Consider the following 12,436-nt stretch of genomic DNA (forward strand, 5'->3'; position numbering starts at 1 on the left):
GTCGATCTGTTCGACCTCGGGCTTGTCCATCTGGCCTAAAAACTGGCGGGCATACGACGACAGCGACTCGACATAACGGCGCTGGCCCTCGGCGTAGATCGTATCAAACGCCAGTGAGGACTTTCCGCTGCCCGAAACACCGGTAAAGACGATCAATTCGTCGCGCGGGATTTCGAGGTCGATGTTTTTTAAGTTATTTTCTTTCGCGCCTTTGATATATATTGTATTCTTCCGCATATTTTCTCCTTGTTTTCAATGGCGCGTGCGCCTATTTATGAAGATGGTGTTCTTTCTCATGTTGGTCTCCTATATGTGTTTATGTGATTTTCAAGCGCAGACACAGGTGGACTTTACGGGAGGAATCCCACCACCGCTGCAAGGCGAAAGGAGTTTGTAAACGAACTCCGGGCGTGTCGCTTACGACACGTCCCCCTCACCTTTAACAAGGGAGGTAGAGAGTGGAGGCGGTGCGACTATTGTTCCTTTATAATTATCCGTATAAAACATGACAACAGAATGTCAACTATTAAAAATCCGTTTACTTTTTATTGATTGTCGCTTCAGCTTCACCTTGCTTTTGCAGTTCGATAATCTTATCGCGCAGCAATGCGGCATATTCGAAATCAAGGAGCTTGGCGGCTTGTTTCATCTGGGCGGTCAGGTCGTCGACGGCCTTCCGGCGCTCCCTTTCGGTCAGCTTGTCCGCCGCCTGCTTGTAGGCCTGCTCGGTGCTGCTGATCTCGAGGATGCTGCGGACGCCCTTTTTGATGGTCTGCGGGGTAATGCCGTTGTCCTCGTTGAATTTGTTTTGGATGCCTCTGCGGCGGTAGGTCTCGTTGATCGCGGCCTCCATTGAACGGGTGACGTTGTCCGCGTACATGATGACTTTACCCTCTGTGTTTCTGGCGGCGCGTCCGATGATCTGGATTAACGACGTCTCGGCGCGTAAAAAGCCCTCTTTGTCGGCGTCGAGAATGGCAACGAGCGACAATTCGGGGATGTCCAGGCCCTCGCGCATCAGATTGATGCCGACCAGTACGTCGAATTCGCCGAGTCGGAAATCGCGGATGAGCTCCATGCGCTCAATCGTGTCAATCTCAAAATGCAGATATTTGACGCGGATGTCCATTCGGGTCAGATAGGCGGTCAAATCCTCCGCCATCTTCTTGGTCATCGTCAGTACCAGCGTGCGCTCGCCCTTTTCGGCGGTCTTGTGAATCTGGGCGATCAGATCGTCGATCTGGCCTTCGGTCGGTCTCACTTCGATATTCGGGTCGAGCAGTCCGGTCGGGCGGATGATCTGCTCGACGACTTCCGGGCATTTTTCGCGTTCAAACGGGCCCGGCGTCGCGCTGACATAGACCGCCTGATTGAGTTTGCCGTAAAATTCATCGAAAGTCAGAGGCCGGTGGTCGTAAGCGGACGGCAGCCGGAAGCCGAAATCGATCAGGTTGGTCTTGCGTGCGCGGTCGCCTGCGTACATGCCGCGCACCTGAGGAAGCGACATATGCGATTCGTCGGCGAAGAACAAAAAGTCCTTCGGGAAGTAATCAAACAGCGTAAACGGCGGCTCGCCGGGTTTTCGGCCTTCAAAAATCGGCGAATAGTTCTCGCTGCCCTTGACGTAGCCGACCTCGCGCAGCATCTCCATATCGTAGCGGGTCCGCTGTTCGATGCGCTGGGCCTCAATCAGCTTGCCGTTGTCGGTGAACCATTTTTTACGCTCGATCATCTCGGCTTCGATTTTTGCGAGCGAATCTTCAAGGTCGTCCGGCGATATCAGATAGTGGGACGCAGGGTAAATCGCCGCGTGCGTCAGCGTGGAAATGCGCTGTCCGGTCACAGCCTGAAACTCGGTCAGCCGCTCAATCGTGTCGCCGAAAAATTCGACGCGGATACCGGTCTCACCCGAAGCCGCCGGAAAGATGTCAACTACGTCGCCGCGCACCCGGAACTTGTTGCGCTCGAAAGCGATATCGTTGCGCTCGTAATGATTGGCTACCAGATGTTTGATCAGCTCGTCGCGTTTCATTTGCATATCCGGGCGCAGCGAAATGACCATTTCGCCGTAAAATTGAGGATCGCCTAAACCGTAGATGCACGAAACGCTCGAGACCACAATGACGTCGCGGCGCTCAAACAGCGAAGTCGTCGCGCTGTGGCGCAGCTTTTCAATCTCGGTGTTGATATCCAAATCTTTTTCGATGTAAGTATCGGTTGACGGGATATAGGACTCGGGCTGATAGTAATCGTAGTAAGAGACAAAGAACTCGACCGCATTATCGGGGAAGAACTCCCGAAACTCCGAGCAAAGCTGCGCGGCTAAAATTTTATTATGCGCCAGCACCAGCGTGGGGCGGTTGACCGCCGCGATGACGTTTGCCATTGTGAAGGTCTTGCCGCTTCCGGTCACGCCGAGCAGACACTGTTCCCTTTTGCCCGCAAGCACCCCGTTGACAAGTTGGTCGATGGCCTGCGGCTGGTCGCCGGTGGGCTTATAATCGGATTTGAGGATGAATTTATCTTTCATTTTGACTCTCTTTCAAGGAAATATAATCGTCATCGGCAATGATGATGTGGTCGTAGACCGTGATGCCGAGGTCGCGGCAGGCTTTTAAAATCATTGATAATGCCGTGTTGTCGTCAGCTGAGGGAATCGCGAAACCGCCGGGATGGTTGTGGGTCCAGATCAATTGCTTTGCGCCGACGGCCACGGCTGTGTCGGCGATGGATGAAATCCGAGTACCGACATTGCCGCTCCGGACATCTCCGTATTCGCGCAGATCAAGAATTTTACCGTTCTTATCAGCGAAAATCACGGTCAGAATTTCATCGGACAGGGCAAAATAACGGGCGGAGAGATGTTCTCCGAGCTTCGGGTCAGCGATGTTTTTCGGCAGCGGATGACGTTTGATGAGCGCTCTCCGCACAAGGGACGGCAGAAGCGTGATCAGCGCGACGCAGTCCTCGGTCATACCTTCGATACGCATTAGTTTTTCGGGCGACGCCTCGAAAATCGAGGAAAACAAACCGAATGCCCCGCATAAGTTATCGAACACTTTTTCGTCCGTTGAAGTCATCATGAGCAATCGGCGTAAAAAATCGGCTTTTGTCCCGGTCAGAAGATTCATATCAGGCGTCCTCCTTCGACAAAAGCGGGTACCGGGAAGCGGCAATCGCCCTGCCGTCGCAGCATAAAACCACATCGGCAAGCCGGACTGCGGTGTGCGAAAACCGCGTGCGCAAGTCGCCGATTACCGAAATCTCCGGGCGCGTGAAAGAGGGATTGCCGTCTCCGTGGCATAATAAAATGATCACATGTGCCGCCGCGCAGGTGCTCGCCGCCAAAAAGACGTCGTGAAAACACGCGGCAGCATCCTCAAAGTTGTTTTTCAAGGTCACGAGGTTTTTTAAGGACATCTTGGCGTCGAGGCACATGACCCTCAGCAGATCGGGCTCGGTGCAGACGGCGGGCGCGTATTGCGTCACCAGCGACGGACTGTTGAAGTTGCGCATACCGCGAATGCAGTCGCATTTGTCTTCATAATACATCTGAGTAAACGCTGAACAGAGCGACAACAGCTCTCCGGTTTTGCCGACTCTTTCTCCGGCGTCAAGGATCAGTTTGTCAAGCCCGCCCGCCTCTTTGATCAACTTGTGCGCCGCAGGGTTGACATCGACGCGCTTATATGCATAAAACAGCAGGAGTTCGAGCAGTTCGTGGTCGTAAAGTCCGTGCGCGCCCTGTCGTAAAAACCGGTCACGCAGGCGTTTACGGTGTCCGCCGTGTGTCACGGCGCTGTGAGGGGATTTTACAGCATCCGGCAAGAGCCCGTCCTCCTCTCTTCGATATAAACATTCGCGATCATACGCGAATATGGTATTATACCATATTACACAAGAAATGAAAAGGGTTTAAAGGTGGTTTAACCTAATATTTTCAAAATATCGGAGTTGATTCGGATTTACGGTTTTGATATAATAAACCCGAAAACAGATATCCGATTATTGAAGGACATTTTGTATGAGTCATTATTTTATCGAAGATAAAAACTTAAAACACAAACTTGCAACGGTGGAATATTATTTCAAAGAATGTAAGTTCATGTTTACGACCGACGCAGGGATGTTTTCAAAAGATGATGTCGACTCCGCAACCGAAATTCTTTTGAACGCAATTCCGCCGCTCTCGGGCTCTCTGCTTGACCTGGGCTGCGGATACGGGGTCATCGGAATTGTGCTTGCCAAGGCCTGCGGGTTAAAACTGACCCAAGCCGACGTAAACGGCGCTGCGGTCGAACTCACCGTCAAAAACGCGAAAGCAAACGGCGTCGTCACACAAGCCGTCAAATCGGATTGTTTTGAGAATATCTCCGGCACTTTTGATACGATCACATTGAATCCGCCGATCCACGCGGGAAAAGCCGTCACCTACCGCATGTATGAGGAATCGATTGCCCATCTGAATCCCGGCGGGAAGTTTTATATCGTCACCTTAAAAAAGCACGGCGCTGAGAGCACGGAGGTTAAGTTGAAAAGTGTCTATGGCAATTGCGAGACGATTTACAAGAAAAAGGGCGTTTTTGTGTTTTGCTGCGTGAAGTGAGCGAATAAACGCAGAGCGGCCAAATGGTATATAGAGCATTAAGATCGTTTACAGGCAGTGCAAGGACATCGTTTACAGTTTTATAAAAGCAACGGCGGCTTGAATTTTCTATGCCGCCGTTGCTCAATCTTTCTATTTTTCTTCGATCTCATTCATGGAGATTCTTATAGATGTTCCGCATTACCAACGCAAGGCACAGGGCGATCCCTCCCAAAAGCAACAATCCCGCCGCAAACTGATTATATCTCCGGCGGTCAGCGACTTGATCCTACTTAAAAACACCGCCAGCGTGGCCAAAAAAGCAATCGTGAATATGGAAAGAGAAACGGCGACAGCCCGCATATCCCGTTTATTTCGGTCTTCGATACTCTGTGCATCACTGAACGCCTGAGGCCGTTCGCCGGAATACTCCTTGCGCCACATATAGCAGCTTGCCATCACTCCGATACATTCCCAGCCGAATTGCTCATATGCCGCCTTATAAACTTTTTGGGATTGGATTGAATGTCATAGACATAACGGTATTTTTTAGGAGAGGTCTTCTCCAAAACAAGAAAAATGCTGCTCCATTGCCCGATTTTATTAATATTCCAACCCTACAGGGCTATTTTTTCAAGCCAGTTTTCATAATCGGCGGGTACCACACGCTTAAAAGCAGAGAACCATACCGCCTTTTTTGTTTTCATAACAACCCCTCCAGGTTCCGATAGATTTCTTTGATCCGGTTGGCTTCCTCTTTGAGAATCCGCTTTCCGGTTTCGGTGATGAGATAAAGCTTTTTCCGGTCTTCTTCTTTTACGGAGACAATCAATCCGTCCTCTTCGAGCTTGCTCAAGCTCTGATAAATCGTCCCTGCCCCGAGAACGATTCTGTCGTGGGTCAGTTCTTTCACATGCTGCATAATCCCGTAGCCGTGCCGTTCTTCCTGAAGCGACAGCAGAATATAGAACATGGTCTCGCTCATCGGAATAAACCGTTTCCTGATCTTTTCGTAATTCAAAATGCGTCCCTCCATGTATCACGCCGATGTATATCTCGTCGTGATATATTTATCATACATCACGCCGTGATATATGCCAATAGGGTTTATAAATTTTTTTATTATTTATCATTCGTCTTCCGGCATCGAATCCTTCACCGGCGCGCTGCGCGCAGTTACTGTTTGAAATTACATAATCTTTACATCAAGGCATCGACATGTTCGGTGTCACCTTTAATTAATAAATTCTGAAATAGCGACAAAAAAGATTCGGAGGGTTCGGAGCTTATTGCAAATAGAGCAATTCATCACTTAAAAAAGCAGGTAAAGCCACATATTTACACGGTTTTGTACAATTTTTTCTAAAAACTCTTTTCAAAAAGCAAAAATACTGGTATAATAATACGGTTGTCTACACGACCGTTAAGAGTCAGCAACTATGGAGGTAAAAGAATGAGTCAAAAGTTTATTTATTTGTTTTCCGAAGGAAGCGGAAAAATGCGCGAGCTGCTGGGCGGAAAAGGCGCCAACCTCGCCGAAATGACAAACCTCGGAATGCCCGTACCACAGGGTTTTACCATTACGACCGAGGCCTGCACGAAATATTATGAGGACGGCAAGAAAATTGCCCCCGAAATCGAAAAAGATATCTATGCCAATATCGCCACCATGGAAAAGATCTGCGGCAAAAAGCTCGGCGACGCCAAGAACCCGCTGCTTGTCTCCGTCCGCTCCGGCGCGCGCGCCTCGATGCCCGGCATGATGGACACGATTCTGAACCTCGGCCTGAACGACACCGTCGTCGAAGGGCTCTCCGCGCTGACCCAGAATCCCCGCTTTGCCTATGACAGCTATCGCCGCTTCATCCAGATGTTCTCCGACGTCGTCATGGAGCTCTCCAAGAAGGACTTCGAAAAGATCATCGACAAAGTCAAGGAAAAGCGCGGCATCACGCTCGACCTCGATCTCACCGCCGACGACATGAAAGACCTCGTCGTCAAATTCAAGGCGTATTATAAAGAAAAGCTCGGTTCGGATTTCCCGACCGACCCCAAAGTCCAGCTGATGGAAGCCGTCAAAGCGGTCTTCCGCTCCTGGGATAACCCCCGCGCGATCTATTACCGCAAGGAAAACGATATTCCGTCGTCCTGGGGCACCGCAGTCAACGTCCAGTCGATGGTATTCGGCAACATGGGCATCACTTCCGGCACCGGCGTCGCCTTTACGCGCAACCCGGCCACCGGCGAAAAGAAGCTCTACGGCGAATTTTTGATGAATGCGCAGGGCGAAGACGTCGTCGCGGGCATCCGCACCCCGCAGACCATCGACCAGCTCAAAGAAGTCATGCCCGACGTCTACAACCAGTTCGTCGAGATCGCAAACAACCTCGAAAAACACTACCGCGATATGCAGGACATGGAATTCACAATCGAAAACGGAAAACTCTACATGCTCCAGACCAGAAACGGCAAACGCACCGCGGTCGCCGCGCTCAAAGTCGCCGTCGATCTCGTCGCCGAGGGGATGTTATCTAAAGAAGAAGCCGTTTTGAAAGTGGAGCCCAAACAGCTTGACGCGCTTTTGCATCCGCAGTTTGACGCAGCCGCTTTAAAAAAAGCCAAACCGATCGCCGCCGGACTCAACGCCTCGCCGGGAGCTGCCTGCGGACAGGTTTGCTTCACCGCCGAAGATGCGATCAAAGCGCACAAAGCCGGTAAAAAAGTCGTTCTCGTCCGTCTCGAAACCTCTCCGGAGGATATCGAGGGCATGGCGTCCTCTCAGGGCATCCTGACCGTGCGCGGCGGCAGAACCTCCCACGCGGCAGTCGTCGCGAGGGGTATGGGCACCTGCTGCGTCGCGGGCTGCGGCGATATCAAGATTGACGAACACGCCAAGACCTTCACGGTTGACGGCAAAACGATTTACCATGAGGGCGACTTCATCTCTCTTGACGGCACCACAGGCAATGTCTACGGTGAAGCGATTCCGACCGTTGAAGCCACGATCACAGGCGACTTCCAGACCTTTATGGCCTGGGCCGACGCCATCCGCAAGCTCAAGGTCAGAACCAATGCCGACACCCCGCGCGACGCCGCTCAGGCGATCAAATTCGGCGCGGAAGGCATCGGCCTCTGCCGCACCGAGCATATGTTCTTCGACAGCGACCGTATCATGCCGATGCGCGAGATGATTGTCGCGAAGACCGAGGAACAGCGCAGAAAGGCGCTCGAAAAGCTCCTTCCGATGCAGCGCAGCGATTTCGAAGGCATTTATGAAGCCATGCAGGGTTATCCGGTCACCATCCGTTACCTGGATCCGCCGCTGCACGAATTCCTGCCCACCGAAGAAAAAGATATCGAAGCGCTGGCCAAGGAACTCGGCCTGACCGTCGCAGATCTCAAACAAGTCATTTCCGACCTGCACGAGTTCAACCCGATGATGGGTCACCGCGGCTGCCGTCTGGCCGTCTCCTATCCGGAGATCGCCGAGATGCAGACCAGAGCCGTCATCGAAGCGGCCCTGAACACGCAAAAACGCCATCCCGAGTGGAAGATGGTCCCCGAGATCATGATCCCGCTGGTCGGCGACGTCAAGGAACTCGCGTTTGTCAAGAGAATTGTCGTTGAAATCGCGGACAAGCTCATCAAGGCGTCGGGCATCGACATGAAATATTCGGTCGGCACCATGATCGAAATTCCGAGAGCTGCAGTCACTGCCGACGATATCGCCAAGGAGGCCGAGTTCTTCTCCTTCGGCACCAACGACCTGACCCAGATGACCTTCGGCTTCTCCCGTGACGACGCCGCAAAATTCCTCGGCGCCTATTATGAGAAGAAGATCTATGAATCCGACCCGTTCGCGCGGCTCGACCAAATCGGCGTCGGCAAATTGGTCAAGATGGCCGTTGACCTCGGCAAACAGACCCGCCCGACCATCAAGCTGGGCATCTGCGGCGAACACGGCGGCGACCCGAGCTCCATCGAATTCTGCCACAAGACCGGCTTGAATTACGTCTCCTGCTCTCCCTTTCGCGTTCCGATCGCGCGTCTCGCAGCAGCGCAGGCAGAAATTAAATATCCAAGATAATGTAGGGGCGAATCCGATTCGCCCGCGTTAGTTCACAGTTCGCAGTTAACAGGTAAACTTCCGATAATGTGCAACACGACGCCCGTGGCTTATGCCGCGGGCGCTTTTTTTTCTACGGCTTGATTTTAAATGAATGTTCTTTTCGAAGCTTTATCCTGTTAAATTGCCGTTCCGAACCGCTCAATATCTGTAAACGAAATGACTTTCCCGCGCGAAAACAACTTGTTCGGCGGAAGCGCTGCAAGCCCGTACATGCCTGACAACGTATGGCAGGCGGCGATAAAGTCGGTTGGATCGACTTCGGCGGGAATGGCGAGCGCAGGGGGTATGGCGGGCGATACCCGGTCGACGGTCATTCCGGCGGCGAAGAAATCCGGCGCGTTTGTAAAAATGACAGCACGCTGAATTTTCTCCGCGGGCGGTGCGCCGAGTCCGGCGAGCCCCGAAAAAGAGATGATCATATTGCAGTCGGAAAGAGCCTCAAAACCGCTGTTTGCGTCTATGAGAACTGTTTCGCAAAGCCGCTCGAACCGCATGACCATCGACCGGTCGCCGGAAGGCTCGATCACACCGATCATACCTCCGATGTAGCAGGCGCAGCGCATAGCCGTATTCAGCAGCACTTCCCTGATATAAACATCAGGCGAAAAGTAGACGATTTCGGGCAGCCGGATTCCGCCTGCGACCGGACGCGGGCACATAAACGGGCGCATTTGTTCAAACAACAGCGACTCCGCTTCGCCGTCGCGCCCCGGCCGAAGGTAAACCTCATAATAACGCACCGCGCCCGCACGGCACTGTGCGATCTCAACGCTGCTGCGCGCGGGCTGCCCTTTTAAAAACGCAGGGCGCGCCACTCTTAATATCCCGAACACCGCCCCACCCTCTGTGTCATTGTTCTTATCAGAATATGCGGACGAATTCAGAATTAAGAATTCAGAAATCAGAGTTTCATATTTTAAATCTTTTGTATCTGTACTCCGAATTTTCCTCCCTTGCTCCGCTCAGGAAAATGTGATATATTATTTTCCGGGAGGTGAGGGCATGCAAAAGGTCTTGAGCTTGGTCCGCAAAGCGGTACAGGAATATGATATGATCGCAGACGGAGATAAGATCGCGGTCGGCGTCTCGGGCGGCAAAGACAGCATGCTGACCCTGACCGCCCTGAACGAACTGCGCCGTTTTTACCCTGTTAAATATGATGTTGTCGCTGTCCTGATTGACCTGCGTTTTGACGGAACCGACACCGACTGCACAGGAATTCAAACGTATTGCGATTCAATCGGCGTGCCCTTTCATATCAAGCGCACCGACATCGGGCAGATTGTTTTCGATGTTCGAAAAGAGGAAAACCCCTGCTCGCTCTGCGCCAAAATGCGGCGCGGCGCGCTGCATGATTTTGCAAAAGAACTCGGCTGCAACAAAATTGCCCTCGGCCACCATGCGGATGATGCCGCCGAAACTTTTATGATGAATGTTTTCATCGAAGGCCGCATCGGCTGCTACAGCCCGGTGACTTATCTGTCGCGAAAAGACATCACGGTCATTCGCCCGCTTTCGTGGATGCGCGAATGGGAAGTCGCCTCTGCGGTCAAGCGGCTCGGAATTCCGGTGATGAAAAATAAATGCCCGCACGACCACGAAGGTCAGCGCAAGCAGATGAAATCGTTTTTAACGGAATTGGCGAAAACACGTTTCCCGCAGGCGCAAGAGCGTATTCTCGGCGCCATGCGCCGCGGCCATATCTGCGGGTGGTAAACACTTGAAAATATTACTATAAAACCAACACGGCGGCAAACTTTGCCGCCGTGCCCTATCGGGGCGAATTCATCTCAGAAATCGCGTTTGGAATATACTTTCACAGAGATCGCATAGGAGAGCACTAACAGACCGGCCCCCAAAGCAACCATTCCCCCGCTGATGAACAACAGATTCTTTGAAGCATACTCCAAAAAATTGAGGGCCAGCCGCTCATTCCCCGGAAGCATCGAAATCCCGGAAAATCCCCCAAACATAATTCCGAAAAACCCTATGGGCAGATAGAAACCCCAAAACTTTCCCTTTTGATATCCGAGCCGGAAAAGTACGGGAAACATGAATAAATTAAAAACGGCATACAGCAGAACACTCAGTGCCATAATGGTCAAATACCATTCCAACGACAAATACCATTTTGACAACGCCACGAGGTTGACGAGGGGCAGGATGGCGATGCCCATGACCATTCCGCAAAACAGCAAAATTAATGATAACGCGAACCGACCCGCGACGACTTCTTTCCGTTTTACGGGTAAAGTCAGATACAGCTTATTCAACTCCCCTTTTTCTTCTACGGCAAAAGGGTTAATTGAAAAACTCAGGCAAAAAATCACGCATAGCGGAATCACTAACAGCGGCGTATATAACCAGCCGAAAACAAACACGAAAACCGGCAATATCGGGAATCGGATTTGGTATACTTTCATTGCCCTCCAATCGAGGGCGATCATTTTTCGAATCATAATGTCTCTCCGTTTCTGCTCATATGAACCATAATATCTTCTAACGTCACCGTTTCAATTACAACCTCCGGCGGAAATCCGCCCGTTTCGGTCACTTCGATCATGCCCTCAAAACCGGCGGTATGTTCCCGAAGACCGATCATGCTCTTTCGTTTATCCTGCGGCAAATCTCCTTCGCCGCCTCTGATCAGGCAATATTTTTCGGTCAGCTCGTCTTTCAATCCGCTGTACACAATACGTCCGTCTTGAATGTAGATAATGTAGTCGGCAATCTTCTCAAGATCGCTTGTGATATGGGTGGAAAAGAAGATGGTTCGGTCCTCCTCAACCAAATAATCCCGAAAAACGTCCAGCATCTCGTCTCGCATCACGGGATCCAGCCCGGAAGTCGGCTCGTCGAGCAGCAGCAGTTTTGCGTCATGGGATAAGGTGACCGCCATGCCGAGTTTCATTTTCATCCCGCGTGACATCGCCTTAAACTTTTGTTTGGGGTCAAGCGAAAATTTTGCAAGGTATTGGTGATAAGCCTTGCTGTCCCACTGCCGATAAAAGGGCTTCACGGCTCTTTCGATATCGATGGGATTCCAGTCCTCTTGAAAATACGGCTGGTCAAACAGTACCCCGAGTTCCTCTTTCAACGATTCATCGTCGCCGGATTTACCCAACACTTCAATTTCTCCGCTGTCTTTTAAGGCCATATTCAGCATCAGTTTCATTGTCGTAGTTTTTCCTGCACCGTTTTGACCGATAAACCCGCAGATATACCCGCTCGGCACCGAAAAACTGATGCCGTCCAGCAAAAAATTCTTATATCTCTTTGACAGATTCTTTATTTCAATCGCGTTGTTCATTTTATCGTTCCCTCCGTCTCATCCAATAGATGATGTAAATCCGCCGTTGTCAGCCCCGCCAGTTTGCCCTGTCGGACGGCAGTTGCCATCGCGGTTTTCGTCTCCGCCAGATGCTTTGCTTTAATCAAATCGCCGTTAATCCGCTTGACATAGCAGCCCTTTCCCGGCACGGTTTGAATGTAGCCCTCAAGTTCCAAATCGTTATAAGCCCGCGTGGTGGTGATCACGCTGACTTTTAAATCGCGCGCAAACTGCCGGATCGACGGCAGCAGCTCGTTTTCGGGCAGTTCGCCCGATAAGACCGAGGCCTTGATCTGTTCCTTGATTTGCTCGTAGATCGGTACGCCAGATTGATAAGCCAGCACGATCCGCATCAATACAATCACCCTTTCACAGGTTTTATAGATATTTA

At 51.4% G+C, this 12,436-nt stretch carries 13 protein-coding genes; 3 read left to right on the forward strand and 10 right to left on the reverse strand.

Going from position 1 to position 12,436, the window contains the following annotated elements:
• From PKH29_11305 to PKH29_11320, 4 genes are all read right to left on the reverse strand, one after another.
• Positions 1-237, reverse strand: a 237-nt coding sequence (locus PKH29_11305; protein ID HNX15422.1) for a hypothetical protein, incomplete at its 3' end; no start/stop codon positions are given.
• 301 nt (positions 238-538) lie between these two features.
• On the reverse strand, positions 539-2,530 hold the full coding sequence (gene uvrB / locus PKH29_11310; GenBank protein HNX15423.1) for an excinuclease ABC subunit UvrB: 1,992 nt from the start codon (positions 2,528-2,530) through the stop codon (positions 539-541).
• Positions 2,520-3,131: a JAB domain-containing protein gene (locus PKH29_11315; GenBank protein ID HNX15424.1), complete on the reverse strand. Its 612-nt coding sequence runs from the start codon at positions 3,129-3,131 to the stop codon at positions 2,520-2,522. Before PKH29_11315 ends, uvrB begins: the two co-directional genes overlap by 11 nt.
• A 1-nt stretch (position 3,132) precedes the next feature.
• Complete coding sequence (locus PKH29_11320) at positions 3,133-3,828, reverse strand: JAB domain-containing protein (protein ID HNX15425.1); 696 nt, start codon at positions 3,826-3,828, stop codon at positions 3,133-3,135.
• A gap of 196 nt (positions 3,829-4,024) precedes the next feature.
• Here PKH29_11320 and PKH29_11325 point away from each other — a divergent pair, with 196 nt between their 5' ends.
• Positions 4,025-4,606 carry a methyltransferase gene (locus tag PKH29_11325; GenBank protein HNX15426.1) on the forward strand — a complete coding sequence of 194 codons (582 nt, stop codon included), beginning with the start codon at positions 4,025-4,027 and terminating at the stop codon, positions 4,604-4,606.
• Positions 4,607-4,786: 180 nt separating this feature from the next.
• Here the strand turns inward: PKH29_11325 and PKH29_11330 are convergent, their stop codons facing one another.
• Both PKH29_11330 and PKH29_11335 read right to left on the reverse strand, forming a co-directional pair.
• Positions 4,787-5,044 (reverse strand): hypothetical protein, encoded by a 258-nt coding sequence (locus PKH29_11330; protein HNX15427.1) that lies wholly within the window; start codon positions 5,042-5,044, stop codon positions 4,787-4,789.
• A gap of 244 nt (positions 5,045-5,288) precedes the next feature.
• Complete coding sequence (locus tag PKH29_11335; GenBank protein ID HNX15428.1) at positions 5,289-5,606, reverse strand: PadR family transcriptional regulator; 318 nt, start codon at positions 5,604-5,606, stop codon at positions 5,289-5,291.
• A 432-nt stretch (positions 5,607-6,038) separates the two neighbouring features.
• Between PKH29_11335 and ppdK the strand changes: the two genes are divergently transcribed.
• A complete protein-coding gene (gene ppdK / locus PKH29_11340) occupies positions 6,039-8,672 on the forward strand; it encodes a pyruvate, phosphate dikinase (protein ID HNX15429.1) in 2,634 nt (877 codons plus the stop codon).
• Between the two features lie 158 nt (positions 8,673-8,830).
• On the opposite strand, the gene PKH29_11345 is transcribed toward ppdK, so the two are convergent.
• On the reverse strand, positions 8,831-9,547 hold the full coding sequence (locus PKH29_11345) for a hypothetical protein (protein HNX15430.1): 717 nt from the start codon (positions 9,545-9,547) through the stop codon (positions 8,831-8,833).
• Between the two features lie 169 nt (positions 9,548-9,716).
• On the opposite strand from PKH29_11345, the gene PKH29_11350 reads away from it, so the two are divergent.
• On the forward strand, positions 9,717-10,430 hold the full coding sequence (locus PKH29_11350; GenBank protein HNX15431.1) for an ATP-binding protein: 714 nt from the start codon (positions 9,717-9,719) through the stop codon (positions 10,428-10,430).
• A 74-nt stretch (positions 10,431-10,504) separates the two neighbouring features.
• Here PKH29_11350 and PKH29_11355 read toward each other — a convergent pair whose 3' ends face one another.
• The 3 genes from PKH29_11355 to PKH29_11365 all read right to left on the reverse strand — a co-directional run.
• Positions 10,505-11,161: an ABC-2 transporter permease gene (locus PKH29_11355; protein HNX15432.1), complete on the reverse strand. Its 657-nt coding sequence runs from the start codon at positions 11,159-11,161 to the stop codon at positions 10,505-10,507.
• Between the two features lie 8 nt (positions 11,162-11,169).
• Positions 11,170-12,024: an ABC transporter ATP-binding protein gene (locus tag PKH29_11360; protein ID HNX15433.1), complete on the reverse strand. Its 855-nt coding sequence runs from the start codon at positions 12,022-12,024 to the stop codon at positions 11,170-11,172.
• Positions 12,021-12,436 (reverse strand): GntR family transcriptional regulator (locus PKH29_11365; protein HNX15434.1); only part of this gene is annotated, 416 nt, incomplete at its 5' end. The genes PKH29_11360 and PKH29_11365, both read right to left, overlap by 4 nt.

Source organism: Oscillospiraceae bacterium (assembly GCA_035353335.1).
GTDB lineage: Bacteria > Bacillota > Clostridia > Oscillospirales > JAKOTC01 > DAOPZJ01.